This is a genomic window from Mesorhizobium sp. UC74_2, from assembly GCF_042701485.1.
Classification (GTDB): domain Bacteria; phylum Pseudomonadota; class Alphaproteobacteria; order Rhizobiales; family Rhizobiaceae; genus Mesorhizobium.
Genome location: NZ_CP170562.1, coordinates 6,187,793 through 6,204,828, shown reverse-complemented (window position 1 = coordinate 6,204,828; position 17,036 = coordinate 6,187,793). Strand labels below are relative to the sequence as shown.

Here is a 17,036-nt window from a genome sequence, read left to right as displayed (position 1 = left end):
GCCCGCGCTACCGCCCCCGTCGGGCTCTCGTTCGATCGCCTTGCCGTGATCCTCCACCCAGATCCAGCGCCCGCTCTTGTGTCGCATGCGGTACTCAAGTTTGTATTCGAGCGTACGTCCTTCCATGTGGTCTCGATCGGCAGCAGCCATGCGCGCAACGTCGTCGGGATGCGCGAGCTCGAGCCAAAGGTCTGGGTCATTGCCCAGTTCATGTTCTTCATAGCCGAGCATGTGCTTCCACGTCGCCGAGTAGTGAACGGTGTTGTTGCGCATGTCGGCGTCCCAGACGCCTTGCCCGGCGCTGGCAAGAGCGAAATTCCAACGTGTTTCCGCTTCGGCAAGACGCGCATGGTCTTCGCTGATCTGCTTGATGAACAGGCCGACCAGAAACGGAGTGGAAACGATGATGGCGACCGAGACCTGGAAGCCGTCGCTCAACATCTCAACGCCGCCATTGATGCCCGGCATGAAGCCGCTCATCGCCACGGCAACACATGTAACTCCTGTCACACCACAAACGAGCGCCAATTCGAGATGAGCCAGTCTTGGCGCGATAACCATCAAGGGCAGCATTGCCAGCGCGAACGGGAAGCGGCTCTGGCTGAGTGCCAGATAAGCGAGGCCAGCACAGATTGCCGCCATGACCACCACGCGCAGCACGGCTTGCGGTTTGAGTACCGCCGCGACCTCCGACCGCGACGCATACATCAGCAGTGGCAAGAGAAACGCGAAGCCCAGCGCATTGCCGGAGAGAAACGTCCAGGCGGTGGGCACAACTGGCCAGCCATGCAGAAAATACGTGACCCCCGCAAAAGCCAGGCCGGTAATCGCATCAGTCAGCACTGCAGTCAGAAAAAGAATGAGCGAAAACGCGCGGGCCGATACGTCGGTTTTCACCGGCAAACCACCAGCGAAACGATCGACCAACCAGAGCGATAGTGCGGTGTGGCCACCATTGATGACGGCAAACAGTACGCCCATCATCCAGGATGAGCCGAAGGCGACATTCGAAGCCAGAGTGGCGACCGCGATGGCCGCATAGTCGATCCAGCTGGCTGCGTACCGGCGTCTGGCCAGCATCACGAAAGCGAACGCCGAAGCCAGCCAGATCGTCGCAACGCCGTCGCCAACCCGCGACAGCAGGATCGAAACCGCCGCTGCTAACCAGAACCCCAAGCCCAGCACAATCGCTGACAGATACTTGCCCGGAGCACGTCCCTCGTACTGGTGAAACGTCACAACGTTATCTACCTAGGCGCATCCCTTCACCTCCACTATGGAGTATCTCATTTAAGCAATGATTGCATAGAGGGCGCGTCCACCATTTAAAGGTGTAGTGAAGCAACCGGGCAACAGTCTGTATCTATAAGATTTTGCTGTTTTATCTCCCGCTTTACCAACGCAGGAAAAAGCGCCCCGCAATCGCTCCGATGCCGCCCAGGGCAGCAATGGCCAGACTGTACCACGTTGCCACGAAAAGCGGGGAGTCGTCCGTGCAGTGCGCGGCATAAAACGTAGCCGCCAATGCGCCGGCCAGCACTCCCGCGACCGCGCCTGACAGCGCCGGCCTCGTGGGCGCAGCCTGTTTCAGGGCAACCAGGAGAGCTGCAAGAGGAACAAGACCGATCAATGGGATGAACGACAGGCAAATCATCATATTGTTGCCCACCAGACGTCTGCCCCAGTCGCTCGACGGCATCGCAAGCAATTCAAGCACGACGGCGGCTGCCATAAGGAGCGGCGCGACCAGCAGCCAGCGACCATATCTGCCTGCCGGCGCCCCAGGCATTGCCAGCATCCGCAGCGCCAGGAAAGCCGTTATTGCCAGGGTGATCGTGAAGACGAACTTGAACAGGAAGCGGATCGTCTGCCCCGCCTGCATGAAATCAGGCCGCATGCCGATGGTCATGAAGAATACGGCAGCGGCGGCAACCGCCGCAAATGCCAGAACCGCAAGCCACATCCTGCCAAGCGGCATGGCCGTCGTTTTGACATCAGCGCCCAGTGTCTTGATCAATTCGTCCGTCTTCATCTCAGCCTCGAGCGAACCGCTTTGCGATGGCCGCCAGCCCACGATGCAGCGCCACCCGCACCGCCGTCTCGTTCATGCCGAGCTTTTTCGCCGTCTCACCAATCGAATGGCCATCGACGGAAATCGATGACACCACCGAACGCTGCCCTGGAGGCAGACTGTCGAGCGCTCGACCTATGTCGCGCTCACTGACCGTTTCCTGTTCCGGTTCGGCCAGCGTCTCGGCAAAATCATCCACAGCCACCTCGATGCGCCGACCGCGGCGACGAAAAGCGTCGATCAGTTTGAAGCGGGCGATGGCGTAGATCCACGGCAGGATCGGCGCATCCTGACGCCAGGTGTGCCGCTTGAGATGAATGGCCAGCAAAGTCTCCTGCACGACATCCTCGGGATCGACACCGCCTTGCACGATCTTACGCCGCGCAAAGCCGCGAACGATCGCTGCGGTTCCGCGCAGGAACTCGGCATAGGCTTTCTCATCACCTGCGGTTGCCGCCCGCATCAATCGGGCAAGCTCGGCTTCATTCAGGCCCGCCACAGGCACCACTCCTGGAGTGTTCGCATCGACATGGCGATTTGTTACGCGACAGAGATCTCAAATCCACGTCAAAATTCGTTGAGGCGAACGATATGGGGGCTTATGTGGCAAGAACATCAGCCCATTCAGCATGTCGACGAAACTGCGCTGCCGCGAATGGGCAAAGCGGAATGATCTTCTTTTGCGAAGCGCGCGCATCTTCAACGGCTCGTGTCACAAGCCTGAGACCTGCACCCTGCCCACGAAATGCATCCGGAACCTCGGTGTGGTCGATGATGATCTTGTGTTCACCGACCTTGGTGAAAGTCATCTCGGCTTCGGCGCCATCAGGGCCACGCAGGACATAGCGACCCTTGGAGCCATGATCTTCGAGTTCGACCTCGGGCAACGCATCGACCATGGCTATGCTCCTTTCACTGGTTCGGCGGCCAAGAGCCGTCTCGCCGCTTCGATCTCGTTCGGCCGCACCTCGTGGCCGCCGTCGTGCCATTCCACTGTGACATCGGCACCTGCCGCGCGCAAATAGGCGTCGAGCCGGCTGGTGAGGTTTGGTGGACAGATGGGATCGCGTCGGCCGGCGGTGATGAGGATGTGGCTCTCTGCGAGACTACCGTTCACCTGCGGCTCGAACGGGATCAGCGGGTGCATCAACACCGCGGCATCGAACAGCTTCGGCTGCTCGAAGACCAGCGACGCCAGGATGTTTGCACCATTGGAATAACCCAGCCCGAACACAGTCGATGGCTGCACTGCCGAGATATGCGACTGGACGAAATCGGCCATCTTGGCGGTCGCCCGGACCAGATCGTCCATATCGTAGACACCTTCGCCGGTGCGGCGAAAAAACCGCGCGGCGCCGAGCTCCGACACATCGCCACGGGGCGATACGATCGTCGCGGTTGGCAGCAGTTCGCGCCCGAAGGCCAGAAACTGGCGCTCATCTCCGCCTGTTCCATGGAAAACGAACAGGATCGGGCTGCGTGGAGCGCCCGGCAGGATTTCATGGATATAAGAACTACGCGACATTCTGACCTCCTTGTCCACATTTCGGCGATACCCGCCGCGACAGCAGCGGGTATCATTTCCTTCAGCTCTCCAGAGACTGCAGATGTTTCTCGAGATAAGGCCGCAGGTGCTGGTGCTGCGCAGGCAGCTTCAACGCCTCGCCGAGATGCGCGGTATCTTCATCCCTGTCGAAACCGGGTTCGTTGGTCGCCACTTCGAACAGCACGCCACCGGGGGTACGGAAATAGATCGCCCAGAAATAGTCACGGTCGATCACCGGTGTCACCTGATAGCCGGTATCCATCAGCGCCTTGCGAACTTCGAGTTGCGCGGCGCGATCCTCGACGGCAAAGGCAACGTGATGCACTGACCCAGCGCCCAGCCCGGCGAAAGATGCTGCCGGCAGCGTTTCGATATCGATGACATCGGCGCCATTGCCGTTCTTCAGTGCCATCCTGGCTACATTGCCGGCACGGTCGACTTCTTCATAGCCCATGAACCTGAGCAGTTCTTCGGTGGCGCCGCCATCCTTGAGCCGCATCGATACGGAATGAAATCCGCGGATCGCCTCGCCTCCCGGCACCCCACCCTTGAGCCAGGGAGCCCGGCCGTCCGCCTTGTCTTCGACAAGCGCAAAGCCATCGCCGTCCGGTCCCTGGAACTTCAACCGTTTCTGGCCGAAAATCTCGTCGGCTGCGACGCCAGCAACGCCTTGATCCGCAAAATGCCGTTGCCAATAAGGCAGCGTATCTTCGGGTACGGAGAACACCGTGGTTCCAACCTCACCAACCCCCTGGCGACCCTTGCCGATATTCGGGAACGGGAAATAGGTCATCACTGAGCCGGGCGTGCCGAACTCGTCCGCGTAATAGAGATGATAGACGTCCGGTGCGTCGAAATTGACCGTCTTCTTGACCCTGCGCAGGCCAAGCTTGTGCGTGAAGAAATCATTATTCTGACGCGCATCCGCAGCCATCGAGGTGACATGATGCAGGCCTTTGATCTGGGTGAGCATGATTTTGCCCTTTCTGTCCGCCGCGGCCCCTTGGCCGCTCTCGACGCCAATATGAGCGTACGGCCGGCACAGGCAAAGACAGCGAAGACAGAATGGACTGTGTTCTGATTGTGAACGATGGCGTGGCCATCGTTCACAATCAGAACAGATCAGGGTTTGGTTGAAACGTCGGGACTGGACGTTTCGTCTCCCGCTTCCCCTGGATCCGGTTTGGTCGAGTTTTCCCGATAGACAGCATAGGTAAGAAACGCCGCAAGCGGGCCGAGAAGTGCTCCGAGCCCCTCCTTGCTGCGCAGCAACTCAGGCAACGCAGCAATGCCTGCGGCGATTGCAAGTGCGGTGAGATCACTCTTGCGACGCTCCGCGCGGCGACGCGCGCGCTTTTTCGCGGTCAAGCGGTAGACCAGGACGACGATCCCGGCAAACACGAGGAACACCGCCCCAAAAGCGAGCGCCGCATGGATCGCGCCAAATCGCGCCGCAGCCCAGAGATAGGCTGCCAGAAGCAGGAAACTCACACCGACCAAGGCGGTGAGGAGAGCAATCCCGTACGCGATGGCAGCGCCACGGATATTCCGGGCGACGGTGCCTGCCTCGCCGGTGACGAGACTTATCAGAAGGGAAGCCAGCGGTCCCACGTGCCGCCGGAACTCAACGCCGCGACAGAAGAGCGAAAAGGAAGCCGACGCCCGCAGCCACCGCGAGCGACGTCATCGGTTTCTCACGGACGGTGGTAGCGATTTGATCCTCGATGTCATGCGCGTTGCCGCGCAGCTTTTCCATCGCCGCCTCGCCGCGTTCACGCAGATGCTCCGCACCCTGCGCGGCGGCACGACGCGCAGCGCCAAGCCCATGCTCGCCGGTCTGGGCCAGTTGTTGGGTCAGCTTTGCGATATCGGCCTGCAATTGGCGGATATCGGCCTCCAGATCCTCGGTGGACTTAGCGGTTGCGCTGATCTTATCCGTGGTTTTGGCCATGCTGAACTCCTTGCATCTTGCCGAGCCCACACGCCCGACATCATCTTAACCCGTTCACAAACGGCCGGTTCCATAAAAGATGGTTTTGACACTCCAGTCCAGCCGCCCAGTCCAGCCGCAAGACCGCGGCCTTCAAAGGACGGATGATCCCGTCACCTGGGCAGAAATCGCATCGGGGCCGAAATCTTCATCGCCGGAGATCTGAAGGATTTCCTGCAACCGGGTACGGGCCCTGCTGACGCGGCTTTTGATGGTGCCGACGGCGCAGCCGCAGATTTCCGCTGCTTCCTCATAGGAAAAGCCGGATGCGCCGATCAGGATGATCGCTTCGCGCTGATCCTCCGGCAACTGTTCCAGCGCGGCCCGGAAATCCTTGAGATCCAGTTGCCCGTGCTGCGATGGATGGATGGCGAGCCGAGCCGTCATGATGCCGTCACTGTCCTGGACCTCACGCCCACGCTTGCGCATCTGCGAATAGAACTCGTTGCGCAGGATGGTGAAAAGCCAGGCCTTGAGGTTGGTGCCCAGTTGAAAGCTGTCCTGCTTGTCCCAAGCCTTGACCAGGGTTTCCTGGACAAGGTCGTCGGCACGGTCGGCATTCTGGGTCAGCGAGACGGCAAAGGCACGCAGACTTGGAATGGCGCCGAGCAGGTCGGTCCGAAAGCCCTCGGATGCGGACATGCGTCAGTCCTTCTTGCGCCCTGGCTCGACCTGCTCCAGTTGCGCCAGCAACTGGGCAAAGCGATCCGGAACTTCGTCCGAGACGAGTTCATCGTAATATTGTTTGAGTTTGCGGCCGATTTCAGAATTGGTGCCGAGCGCGTCGGCAGAACCGGCCTGGCGCGCGGCGGCGCCAGTCTTGGTGGTGTCCTTCATTCGCCTTTTATCCAGTCCCCCGAGCTGTTTTCGGCTTGATCCAACAAGCTGTCGTTCATCCATTGGCTTGGTTGGCTCGTAACGTATGCCCCTGGACAATGGTTCCGCCATGGTGGAACTTTTTCATGGCGGAAACGTTCGTTGTCCCGGATATGTGTATACTTCTATCTGTTACATTCTAGAGACGCCATCCGAGGGAGCCGTTTGTCATGGGTTTGTCCGCCACTATCGCGCCGCATCTTCCTTATCTGCGCAGATTTGCCCGCGCCGTTTCCGGTTCCCAGCACAGCGGCGATGCCATGGTGGCGACGATGCTTGAGGCAATCATAGCAGATACGTCGATCTTCCCCGAAAGTTCCTCGGATCGCATCGCACTCTACAAGATTTTCGCCAAGCTCTTCACATCCGTCGCGATCCGCGTTCCGAAGGGCGATGAGCCGACAGGTTGGGAGGAACGTGCTGCCGCCAACCTAGATGCACTTGCGCCGCTGCCGCGCCAGGCCTTCCTGCTGGTTGCAGTCGAAGGCTTCAGCGAGACAGAAGCTGCCGAGGTTCTTGGCATCGGAGAAGACCGCTTCACTGAACTTCTCGTCGAGGCGAGCAATGAGATTTCCCGCCAGGTCGCTACCGATATCCTCATCATCGAAGACGAGCCGCTGATTGCCATGGATATCGAGGAGATGGTCGAGAGCCTTGGCCATCGTGTTGTCGGCATCGCCCGCACCCAGACCGAAGCGGTGGCACTTTTTGCCAAGGCGCGGCCGAAGATGGTGCTGGCCGACATCCAGCTCGCCGACGGCAGCTCCGGCATCGATGCTGTCAACGACATCCTGAGGTCGGCTTCCGTACCGGTCATCTTCATCACGGCTTTCCCCGAGCGCTTGCTGACGGGTGAGAGGCCGGAGCCGACTTTCCTCGTCACCAAGCCCTTCAACCCCGACATGGTCAAGGCGCTGATCAGCCAGGCGCTCTTCTTTGACCGCCACGCCAGGGCGGCGGCTTGACGAAGGCGGTTCCGATCGTGTTTTTCGCATCTGAGCGGAACAAACAAGGGCAGCAGCACGTTCTGCCGCATCTAGCGAAGGAGTCGTTTCATGCTTTACTGGGCGCTGGTTTTTCTGGTCGTGGCGATCGTGGCCGGCGCGCTTGGATTCGGCGGCATCGCCGGAGCATCAGCGGGTCTGGCCAAGATTCTGTTCTTCATTTTCCTGGCTTTCCTGGTGATCTCCCTGCTCGCCGGCATCTTCAAAAGAGCATGAATGGCTCCGCAACCGATATTGCGGAAAAGCAGAGCGTGCTATGAGCCTGCCGGCCAACGAGAACATCCAGACGGTCGTTGCTGAAGCCGCCGCGGCGGCTCATATCGATCAGGTCAAGGGACTTGACCAGGATGACCTGCCTCCGGGTTGCGACGCCCAGATTAGGCGAGCGTTCAACATCGCATTGCGGCATACCGGTATCTATGTCGCCTACCATGATCGGTCGCTGACCAAGGTCTGGACGCGGAACATCCTTGCCCCGCTGGTGCCAAAGAAGAAGGGCGGCGGCTTGCCTCCAGCGCAGCTGGAGAGGATAGAAGCTGCCCAGCGCCATGTGCTGGAGACCGGCGAATCCGGACGCATCGAGGTCAGCATGCCGCACGAGGACGGCGTGCGCTGGTTCGACATCTGGCTCGATGCCGACCTGGACGAAGACGGTACCGTGCAGGGCATCGTGTCGACCTGGATCGAGGTGACCGAGCAGAAACGTCGCGAGCAGACGCTGAAGACGTTGTTGCGCGAGGTCAGTCATCGCTCCAAGAACCTGCTGGCCATCATCCAGGGCATCGCCAGCCAGACCGGCCGCTATTCGAGCGATATCGGTGATTTCCTGACCCGCTTCAGAGGCCGGTTGCAGTCGCTTTCCTCGTCGCAGGATCTGGTCACCTCTTCCAACTGGCGTGGTGCCCGGCTCCGCGAATTGATCGAAGGCCAGATGGAGCGCTACGGCGCTGATCCCTCGCGCAGCCTGCGTTTCGAAGGCGTAGATCCATTCCTCAATCCAAACGCGGCACTGCACATTGGCCTTGCCGTGCATGAACTCGTCGTCAATTCGATGAGCTACGGCGCGCTGTCGCAATCGGATGCCGTTGTCGACGTCACGGCCGGACTGGCGGATCTTGATGCAAACCCACCGGCGCTGTGGCTGCGCTGGAATGAACGTTTCCCGTCCTGCGGCAGCCCCGAGCAGAAGCGTTTCGGTTCGGTGGCGCTTGAGCGGGTGGTTCCCGCCGCGCTTGACGGCATGGCCACATTCGAAATCTCGGACGACCGGGTCGAGTACCACCTGGTGGTGCCGGCCGGCAACTTCGCCGCGGACTGATCCAGGCCGTGCCTTAACCCGATATTCACCATGATTTCCGATACTTTGCCGGCGTCCGGACAAGGCCGGCGCAGGGAGTTCGGAGCGGGGAGATATTGCGGTGACCAGCGACATGCAGGGCTTGGAACGCGCAGCGCGCCTTTCGCTGGGAAATTTCGAAGAGCCAGCGACCACGGAAACAAAATCCCGAAACCTGACGCCCGTTCCCGTATTGCTTGTCATTGCCGGCGCAATGGCGCTGATCGTCGCCTTGATCCTGCTGATGGGATAAACCCTCGCCGAAGCACATCTGCCTCGAAAAAGACTAGCTCGCAAGCGAAGCGATTGAGGGGGCAGACAAAATCCATCCACCCATGCTAAAGAACCGCTTGGAAGTGGACGCCGCGCTGCAATGCGAGGGACTTCGAGCGAGAGGAGTGAATTGATGCGTAAGACTATTTTGGCTCTGGCGGGTGTGCTTGCCCTCAGCGCTTGCACAACCACCGAACAGGACGTTTCCGTGGGCACCGGTGCCGGCGCGCTGATCGGCGGCGCTGTCGGCGGCTGGAAGGGTGCAGCGATCGGCGCAGCGATCGGTGCCGGTTCGGGCCTGCTGGTCCGCAACCTGCGCAATGGCTACTGCCAGTATCGCGATCCGGACACCGGCCGTATCTATACCCGCCGCTGCAACTGATCAGCGCGGTATCAAACGAAAGAGGCCGGCTTGCCGGCCTCTTTTTTTGTTTGGCTATCGTCCCGCCCTGCAACCGTTCTAGCTTGAGTAGGGAAGCCGGATCTTCACCCGCAAACCGTCATCGCGGAACTCCCGCTCGATCGTGCCACGCAATTCACGCGTGATGTTCATATCGATCAGGCGGGTGCCAAAACCGGTCTTGGAGGGCGCCTCCAGCTTGGTCTTGCCGGTTTCGATCCAGTTGAATGCCAAAGTCCGTTCGCGCCCCTTGCCTTCGATGCTCCAGGCAACTTTCAGCGCGCCGACCGAATTGCCGGCCTCGCCATATTTCAAGGCATTGGTGGCGAGCTCGTGAAAGGTGAGCCCGAGAGCCTGCGTCATGGTCTCGTCCAGCATGACTTGCGGACCCGACAGCAGGTCTTCTGGCAGGTCCTTGCCGAAGACCTGACTGAGTTCGACGCGCAGGAGATCACCCAGATCAGCCTGCTGGCGACGCGAGCGCGTCAGCATGTCCTGCGAAGCGGCCATCGACTGCAGTCTTGCCGAAAACGAATTGGAGAAATCCTTGAGATCGGCGGAGTGTGCCGCTGTCTGGCGCGAAATCGCCAGGACGCGGGCAATGGAATTCTTGATCCTGTGCCGCATCTCCTGCAGCATAAGATCCTTCTCCAAGAGACTCTTTTCCGTGGCCTCGTGAAGTTGCGAGGCCGCATCGAACGCTCGCTCCTGATAGCGCGCGATCATGGCGATCGTGCCAGCGAGCAGCAGACCGAACAGACCGAGCACCACGGGAACGAAAGGGGATGACGGCTCGGTGAACTCGGCCGTCGGCCGCAAGACGATAGCCCATGGCCGGCCTGCAACCTCGATCATGCGCACGGTTTTCAGGCCAAAACCATGCACCGGTGGCTCTTCCGACCGGAACAGCAGATTGTCCGGTCCGATCGACTGATCATAGGCCTCGATGTTGACGGGGAGCCGTGGAGTCTTGCCGAGGATGACGTCAAACAGGTCGCGCGCGCGGAAAATCGCGTACAGGAACCCCTTCGTGGCGGCCACAGGGTCCGCACTCCGCGCCGCCTCCGGTGAGCCAAGCCTGGCGAAGATCACGAACCCCGTGACCATAGCCGGCGCCTGATCTTTCCAGCTGGAAAGAGGATCGAGCATACGCCGGCCGCTTGTGTGCAGCTTGTTGTCGGCCATGGTCTGCTCCATGGCCGTTCGCGAAGCAGGATCGGCAGCGACGTCGAAACCGAGATAGCGCTTGCTTTCTTCTTCCGCCGGCTCGAGCAACATCACCGGCGCATGCCAGGGAACACCCGCCGCCGGTGCAATCGTCCGGCTGAGGCCGTAGTTTTCTTTTATCTCCTGCTCGGCGGCAGCTTCTTCACCCGGCTTGACCAGTTTGAGGTAGCCCAGGCCAAGCAGGCCAGCGAGATTCCCGTCGACATCGAGCGTCTTGTAGAAATTTTCGAATTCGGCACGCGAGACATCACCCGACCGGGCGCTGAAGAACGCTTCTGTTGCCCGCAGCAGCGACATATGCAGGTCGAGCCTGCTTTCCATGCGACTGACAGCGTCGTCGGCGGCGGCCTCGAACTTGATTCGGGCTGCATCGCGCGACGCAAAATAGGCGAAGCCGGCCAGGACAAGGCTGGCCAAGGCGACGGCAACAAAAGCAATCGTCGGGAAAAACTTCTTCAAAATCAGCCGCCAGCCCGAAAGAGCCCCCGTGGTCCTTTTAGACTACGGAAAAACAAACCGAAAGCGGTATGCTTTGTTAGCCTGGTAGCGACAAGCCCCTGTTCCGGCATTGCTGACAAATGATGCCGGAACAATCCACCGAAAACGTTCTAGGCAGCTTCCTTGAGTGCACCCGGCCCCGGTATCGCGCCTGGCGGGCATTTGCCGAGAATGATCATGCCCAGCACTTCATCCTTTGTGACGTCCTGGGTTCGGGCCGTACCGACAACCTGACCGTTCTTCATCACACAGACGCGGTCCGCCAGGTCAAACACGTCGTGGATATCGTGGCTGATCAGGAAGATACCGAGACCGTCCGCCTTGAGCTGCTTGACCAGTTCACCGACCTGCGCCGTTTCCTGCGGGCCAAGCGCGGCTGTCGGCTCATCCATGATCAGGATCCGGGCGTTGAACAGGATGGCGCGGGCAATCGCCACCGACTGGCGCTGGCCGCCGGACAGTTTGACGACGGGCTCCTTGAAACGCTGGAAACGCGGATTGAGGCGCCCCATCACCTTGCGCGCCTCCGCTTCCATGGCCGCGTCGTCGAGCGTGCCGTATCTGGTCATCACTTCCCGGCCGAGGAAAAGATTGGCGGCGGCGTCGACATTATCGGCCAGGGCGAGCGTCTGGTAGATCGTCTCGATGCCATACTTCTTGGCATCGCGCGGATTGGCGATCGCCGCCTCTTCGCCATTGATGAATATCTGACCGGAATCGCGCTTGTAGGCGCCCGAGAGAATCTTGATGAAGGTCGACTTGCCGGCGCCGTTGTGGCCGAGCAGCGCAACGACCTCACCGGGATAGAGATCGCAACTGGCACCATCCACGGCACGAATGCCGCCGAATGCAATGGAGATGTCCTTCATTTCGACGAGCGGAGTTTGGGTCTGTTCCATGGTCCTGCCCTTTCTGGAGCGTTTCCGATTTCCGGAAACGCGGAAACACTCTGGCTCTTTGTTTTACGCAATTGCGGACGCAAAACCGCTGCGCAATTGCTCTAGACGCGCTTGCGGTACATGGTGTCGAGCCAGACGGCGACGACCAGCACCAGTCCCACGACGATGTTCTGCAACGGCGTATCGAGGCCGAGCAGAACCATGCCCGACTGCAGCGATTGCATCAGCAAGGCGCCCAGCATCGCGCCAATGATCGTGCCGGAACCGCCGGCAAGCGAGGTGCCGCCGATGACGGCAGCCGCAATCACCAGCAGTTCGTCCAGCGTGCCAAGCGAATTGGTCGATGCATTGAGACGAGCCGATGAGATGGCGGCGGCGATTGCAGCCAGCACGCCCATGATCATGAACACCTTCATGGTCACCCAGCGCGTGTTGATGCCGGCGAGATTGGCTGCTTCCGGATTGCCGCCGATGGCGAAGACGTAGCGGCCGAAACGCGTGCGGTTGGTGACGAAGGTCATGACGAGCCCGACCGCGACCGCCATCAGCACGGGGATGGCGATGCCGTGGGCGATGAAGAGACCGCCCTCGGGGACCGTGATGTTGTTGGCGGCAGCATATTTGTTCACGACACCGACCGGCCACGGATAGGAATTGGCGATCTTCACCGCCCCGAGGATGACCGCGCAGGAAATGACCCCGAGGAAAGCTTCCGCCCAGACCGGGCGCAAGGGAAACTTGAAGCGCTTGCGCTGCACGCGGCCGTTGAACAGCATGGCGACCACCCCGGCGCACGCCACAAGGCCGAGCACCCAGCTCCAGGTCGATCCGATCGATCCGGCCGGACCACCACCCATGAGCTGGAAAGTTGCATCCATCGGCGCCACCGTGCGGCCGCTGGTGATCCACCAGGCGACCCCGCGCCAGATCAACAGGCCACCGAGCGTGACGATGAAAGCCGGCACCTCCAGATAGGCGATGATGAAGCCTTGCAGTGCACCGATTGCGAGGCCGACCACGATGCCAGTTGCCAGCGCTATGATCCAAAGCCACGGATTGCCGAGCTGCATGCCCATCACCCGGATCAGGAATTCGGCCTGGGCCACGCCCATGACCATGCCGATCACCCCCTCGACCGAACCGACCGACAGATCGATGTTTCGCATGACGATGACCAGCACCATGCCGGTCGCCATGATGGCGACGGACGAGGTCTGCACCGACAGGTTCCAGAGATTGCGCGGCGTCAGGAAGAGGCCGCCGGAAAGCAGATGCAATCCCACCCAGATGATCAGCAGGGCAGCGACCATCCCAAGCATGCGGGTGTCCAGTTCGGTCGCCTTGAGAAAGCGCCCGACCGCGGACAGTTCCGCTGCGCGGGCGCGATCGACCGGCGCATTCGAGGCCGTATCAGTCATGATATTCCTCCCAGACCACACACCGCCTTGGCGGCATGGCGTGCCACTTTACAGGGACTCTTGAGCTCCGGGGGTGGGAGCCATTGCAAAAAGACCACGGCTCTCAGGCCGTGGTCTCGTTTGTTGTCGCGGGCGCGCTTAGTTGCAAGCCTTGACGGAACCGGCCTTCACGCCCTGGCAGACGACATCCTTGGAAACCCAGCCGGCGTCGATGACGACGTTGAGATTGTCCTTGGTGATCGCGACCGGGGTCAGGAACACCGACTTGACGCTGTTGCCGCCCGGAGTGGTGAAGTCGGTGACGTTGGCGATGTCGCTCGTCTTCTTGCCGTCGGCGAGTTGCGCCGCGATTTCCGCGGCATTCTTGCCGAGATCACGGGCGTCCTTGAACACCGAAACGGTCTGCGTGCCCAGCGCGATGCGGTTCAGCGCGGCATGGTCGCCGTCCTGGCCCGAGACCGGAACGGAACCCGCCAGGCCCTGTGCCGCCAAGGCGGCAATCGCTCCGCCGGCGGTGCCGTCATTGGCGGCCACGACGGCATCGACCTTGTTGTCATTGGCGGTCAGGAATTGCTCCATGTTCTTCTGGGCATTGGCCGGCAGCCAGCCGTCCGTGTAGGCCTCGCCGACATTCTTGATCTTGCCTGCGTCGATTGCTGCCTTCAGCACTTCCATCGAACCTGAGAACAGGAAATCGGCATTCGGGTCGGTGCTGGAGCCCTTGATGAAGACATAGTTGCCTTCCGGCTTGACGTCGAAGACGCCTTTCGCCTGCAACCGCCCGACTTCCTTGTTGTCGAAGGTCAGATAGAAGACGTCCTTGTTTTCGATCAGACGGTCGTAAGCGATGACCGGAATGCCTTCGTCGACGGCCTTCTGTACAGCCGGGCCGATGGCGGAGGTATCCTGCGCCAGGATGACAAGGGCGTTCGCGCCCTGCGAGATCAGGCTTTCGACGTCGGTGAGCTGTTTGCCGGGATTCGACTGCGCGTCAGCGGAAATATATTTGTCGCCCGCCGCTTCGATCGCCTTCTTCATGGCGGCTTCGTCGGTCTTCCAGCGCTCTTCCTGGAAGTTGGACCAGGACACGCCGATCACCTTGTCCTTCGCTTCGGCGACAGCGGAAAGCGCAAGCGTCATGGCGGCACCCGCCAGAATGGCGGCCGTAAATTTCCTCATTTTTTCCTCCCCGCGCCCAAGGGCGCGCTTGTGTGCGTTGGCCGTTGGAGAAGCTTTTTTTCGAGCTTCGAAAAAATAATCGCGCAGGTACAGCCTTCTGTCAACGGGATTCGAGTCCTTCGCGATATTTTTTTCGGATCACGAAATAATAGTGACGACGAGGGCATGTTCTGCCACTATCTGTGGAGGAGCGCGCTGTCGCGACGGCAGGAGCGAAACGGGTTTTGCATTCGCTCATGCATCGACCTATGCACGAACAGCGCATCTGGAACGCCATTGGCGGCCCAAGCGCAACGGCTTCGGTGTCCACGGGGCCGGCGGGGGGAGGAACGGCAAGGACATGACTGTCGGGATCCGTCACGACGATTTGCGCCGCAGGAACCGCGCGATGGTGATTGCTGCCGTGCGTCGCTCCGGTGAGCCGTCCCGCACGGAAATCACCGCCATCACCGGCCTCAGCCATTCGACCATTTCAGCGATTTCGTCTGATCTCATCGCGGAGGGCATTCTGCGCGAGGGCCGCAGTGAACCGACGGCATCGAAGCGGGGGCGTCCGCAAGTGGGGCTGCAGCTCGACCCCGGCGCAGCGGCTGTACTGACGGTCGTTCTGTCGCTCAACCTTTTGACGGCCGCAGCCATCGACTATTCGGGCAAGGTCCTGACCGAAGAAACACGCCGTCTGGACACACTGTCTCTGCCCCGGGAAGCGCTGGTCGATGAATGTGTCGAGATGGTCCGGCGACAGCTCCACGACCGGAGCCTGGCAAGACATCGGGTCCTGCGCATAGCTTTCGCCGTTCAGGGCACGGCAGATTCGCATGCGCGCACCATGCTGTGGACGCCAATCACCCCGCATGGCGATATCCCCTTTGCCGATATCCTGGAAAACGCTTTTGGCATTCCCGTCATCGTCGAGAACGACTGCAACATGATGGCGGTCGCGCTGCGTTGGCGCGGCACGGACCGCTACCGTGACGACTTCATTGCCGTTCTGCTTTCGCACGGCATCGGCATGGGCATCGTGCTCAATGGCGAATTGTTCATCGGCACCCAGTCGTCCGGCGGCGAATTCGGACACATGATCCACCGGCCGAATGGCGCGCGATGCCGCTGTGGCCGCCATGGCTGCGTCGAGGCTTATGCCGGCAACTATGCGATCTGGCGCAGTGCCCACGGGCTCGATGAAAACACCGAACCGGCCGCTGACATTCCCGACGACGAAATGCAGAGGCTGGCTGAAAAAGCACGCGCAGGCATCGGCCCCGAACGCGAGGCCTATGAACGCGCAGGCACAGCCCTCGGCTACAGCCTCGGTTCACTTTTCGCCGTCATCGACCCTGCCCCGGTAACCTTTGTCGGCATCGGTGCAACGGCCTTCGATCTGATCGAGCCGGCATTGCGGCGGGCAATTGCCCAGACCGCCGGCGGACAACATTCGAATTCAATTGTCTTTGATACGGAACCCAAGGAGCAGATGCTGATCCGCGAAGGCTGCGCCATGCGCGCGCTGACCTTCATCGATCAGGAGATCTTCGCGCTTGGCGGTCCGATGGCTCCCACCCCTCAGCTTCTGGAGGTCTGAGCCGGCGATCAGGGCGCAATACCGATGAACCGGCGTTGTCCCTGATCAATCCTCGCGGATGGCGTAGCCCGAGCCGCGTATCGTGCGGATGACGTCCGGCATGCGGCCATTGTTGACCGCCTTGCGCAGGCGCCCGACATGCACATCGACTGTACGCTCATCGATATAGATCGTCTCGCCCCAGACATTGTCGAGCAGCTGGCTGCGCGAGAAGACCCGCCCGGGATGCCGCATCATGAATTCCAGCAGCCGGAACTCCGTCGGCCCGAGCCGGATCTCGCTCTTCTTGCGGTAGACCCGGTGCGACTCGCGGTCGAGTACGATGTCGCCGACCTTGAGCACGGAAGACAGCACCTCGGGTTTCGCGCGGCGCAACAGCGCCTTCACGCGTGCCATGAACTCAGGCATCGAGAATGGCTTGACTAGATAATCATCGGCACCGGTGGACAGACCGCGCACACGGTCGCTTTCCTCGCCGCGTGCCGTCAGCATGATCACCGGCAGGCGCTCGGTCTCCGGTCGCATCCGAAGCCGCCGGCACAATTCGATGCCGGATACTGCCGGCACCATCCAGTCGAGCACCAGGAGATCCGGCACATTTTCCTGAAGCCGGATTTCGGCTTCGTCGCCCCTGGCTACGACCTCGACCTGGTAGCCCTCGGATTCCAGATTGTAGCGGAGGAGGACGCCCAACGGCTCCTCGTCTTCCACCACCATGACACGCGGCGCGATCATCT

At 60.7% G+C, this 17,036-nt stretch carries 20 protein-coding genes and 1 pseudogene; 6 read left to right on the top strand and 15 right to left on the bottom strand.

Annotation, left to right across the window (positions count from 1 at the left end):
* Positions 1-75 precede the first annotated feature (75 nt).
* From ACFJIU_RS30280 to ACFJIU_RS30235, 10 genes and pseudogenes are all read right to left on the bottom strand, one after another.
* Positions 76-441 (bottom strand): annotated as a pseudogene (locus ACFJIU_RS30280) (PAS domain-containing protein); the annotation flags it as partial.
* 952 nt (positions 442-1,393) lie between these two features.
* Complete coding sequence (locus tag ACFJIU_RS30275) at positions 1,394-2,032, bottom strand: NrsF family protein (protein WP_379066293.1); 639 nt, start codon at positions 2,030-2,032, stop codon at positions 1,394-1,396.
* Position 2,033: 1 nt separating this feature from the next.
* Complete coding sequence (locus ACFJIU_RS30270; protein WP_379066292.1) at positions 2,034-2,570, bottom strand: sigma-70 family RNA polymerase sigma factor; 537 nt, start codon at positions 2,568-2,570, stop codon at positions 2,034-2,036.
* Between the two features lie 100 nt (positions 2,571-2,670).
* The gene (locus ACFJIU_RS30265; RefSeq protein ID WP_379066290.1) at positions 2,671-2,970 is read right to left on the bottom strand and encodes a GNAT family N-acetyltransferase; all 300 of its coding nucleotides are present in this window, start codon (positions 2,968-2,970) and stop codon (positions 2,671-2,673) included.
* A 2-nt stretch (positions 2,971-2,972) separates the two neighbouring features.
* Positions 2,973-3,596, bottom strand: a complete 624-nt coding sequence (locus tag ACFJIU_RS30260) for an alpha/beta hydrolase (RefSeq protein ID WP_379066287.1) — start codon at positions 3,594-3,596, stop codon at positions 2,973-2,975.
* Positions 3,597-3,657: 61 nt separating this feature from the next.
* The gene (locus ACFJIU_RS30255) at positions 3,658-4,590 is read right to left on the bottom strand and encodes a VOC family protein (protein ID WP_379066285.1); all 933 of its coding nucleotides are present in this window, start codon (positions 4,588-4,590) and stop codon (positions 3,658-3,660) included.
* A 149-nt stretch (positions 4,591-4,739) separates the two neighbouring features.
* Positions 4,740-5,228, bottom strand: coding sequence for a hypothetical protein (locus tag ACFJIU_RS30250; protein ID WP_379066283.1), 489 nt, complete (start codon positions 5,226-5,228; stop codon positions 4,740-4,742).
* 13 nt (positions 5,229-5,241) lie between these two features.
* Positions 5,242-5,568 (bottom strand): YqjD family protein, encoded by a 327-nt coding sequence (locus ACFJIU_RS30245; RefSeq protein ID WP_379066281.1) that lies wholly within the window; start codon positions 5,566-5,568, stop codon positions 5,242-5,244.
* A gap of 132 nt (positions 5,569-5,700) precedes the next feature.
* Positions 5,701-6,249, bottom strand: coding sequence for an RNA polymerase sigma factor (locus ACFJIU_RS30240; protein ID WP_129412939.1), 549 nt, complete (start codon positions 6,247-6,249; stop codon positions 5,701-5,703).
* Between the two features lie 3 nt (positions 6,250-6,252).
* Positions 6,253-6,444, bottom strand: coding sequence for a NepR family anti-sigma factor (locus ACFJIU_RS30235; protein WP_379066278.1), 192 nt, complete (start codon positions 6,442-6,444; stop codon positions 6,253-6,255).
* A 209-nt stretch (positions 6,445-6,653) separates the two neighbouring features.
* On the opposite strand from ACFJIU_RS30235, the gene ACFJIU_RS30230 reads away from it, so the two are divergent.
* The 5 genes from ACFJIU_RS30230 to ACFJIU_RS30210 all read left to right on the top strand — a co-directional run bounded on the left by ACFJIU_RS30230 (position 6,654) and on the right by ACFJIU_RS30210 (position 9,478).
* Complete coding sequence (locus ACFJIU_RS30230) at positions 6,654-7,448, top strand: response regulator (RefSeq protein ID WP_379066276.1); 795 nt, start codon at positions 6,654-6,656, stop codon at positions 7,446-7,448.
* Between the two features lie 90 nt (positions 7,449-7,538).
* Positions 7,539-7,703 carry a DUF1328 domain-containing protein gene (locus tag ACFJIU_RS30225; protein ID WP_024922700.1) on the top strand — a complete coding sequence of 55 codons (165 nt, stop codon included), beginning with the start codon at positions 7,539-7,541 and terminating at the stop codon, positions 7,701-7,703.
* A gap of 40 nt (positions 7,704-7,743) precedes the next feature.
* The gene (locus ACFJIU_RS30220; protein ID WP_379066274.1) at positions 7,744-8,805 is read left to right on the top strand and encodes a sensor histidine kinase; all 1,062 of its coding nucleotides are present in this window, start codon (positions 7,744-7,746) and stop codon (positions 8,803-8,805) included.
* A 100-nt stretch (positions 8,806-8,905) separates the two neighbouring features.
* Positions 8,906-9,076, top strand: a complete 171-nt coding sequence (locus ACFJIU_RS30215) for a hypothetical protein (RefSeq protein ID WP_379066272.1) — start codon at positions 8,906-8,908, stop codon at positions 9,074-9,076.
* Between the two features lie 153 nt (positions 9,077-9,229).
* Positions 9,230-9,478: a YMGG-like glycine zipper-containing protein gene (locus ACFJIU_RS30210; RefSeq protein ID WP_101935546.1), complete on the top strand. Its 249-nt coding sequence runs from the start codon at positions 9,230-9,232 to the stop codon at positions 9,476-9,478.
* 78 nt (positions 9,479-9,556) lie between these two features.
* On the opposite strand, the gene ACFJIU_RS30205 is transcribed toward ACFJIU_RS30210, so the two are convergent.
* From ACFJIU_RS30205 to xylF, 4 genes are all read right to left on the bottom strand, one after another.
* Positions 9,557-11,182 carry a CHASE domain-containing protein gene (locus tag ACFJIU_RS30205; protein ID WP_379066270.1) on the bottom strand — a complete coding sequence of 542 codons (1,626 nt, stop codon included), beginning with the start codon at positions 11,180-11,182 and terminating at the stop codon, positions 9,557-9,559.
* A gap of 149 nt (positions 11,183-11,331) precedes the next feature.
* The gene (locus ACFJIU_RS30200; protein ID WP_379066268.1) at positions 11,332-12,120 is read right to left on the bottom strand and encodes an ATP-binding cassette domain-containing protein; all 789 of its coding nucleotides are present in this window, start codon (positions 12,118-12,120) and stop codon (positions 11,332-11,334) included.
* Positions 12,121-12,221: 101 nt separating this feature from the next.
* Positions 12,222-13,538 (bottom strand): sugar ABC transporter permease, encoded by a 1,317-nt coding sequence (locus tag ACFJIU_RS30195; protein ID WP_379066266.1) that lies wholly within the window; start codon positions 13,536-13,538, stop codon positions 12,222-12,224.
* A gap of 138 nt (positions 13,539-13,676) precedes the next feature.
* Complete coding sequence (gene xylF / locus ACFJIU_RS30190) at positions 13,677-14,717, bottom strand: D-xylose ABC transporter substrate-binding protein (protein WP_379066264.1); 1,041 nt, start codon at positions 14,715-14,717, stop codon at positions 13,677-13,679.
* Positions 14,718-15,057: 340 nt separating this feature from the next.
* Between xylF and ACFJIU_RS30185 the strand changes: the two genes are divergently transcribed.
* Positions 15,058-16,299, top strand: a complete 1,242-nt coding sequence (locus ACFJIU_RS30185; protein ID WP_379066262.1) for an ROK family protein — start codon at positions 15,058-15,060, stop codon at positions 16,297-16,299.
* A gap of 45 nt (positions 16,300-16,344) precedes the next feature.
* On the opposite strand, the gene phoB is transcribed toward ACFJIU_RS30185, so the two are convergent.
* Entirely contained in the window at positions 16,345-17,034 is a 690-nt protein-coding gene (phoB, locus tag ACFJIU_RS30180; protein WP_054313665.1) for a phosphate regulon transcriptional regulator PhoB, read from the bottom strand.
* Positions 17,035-17,036: the final 2 nt, after the last annotated feature.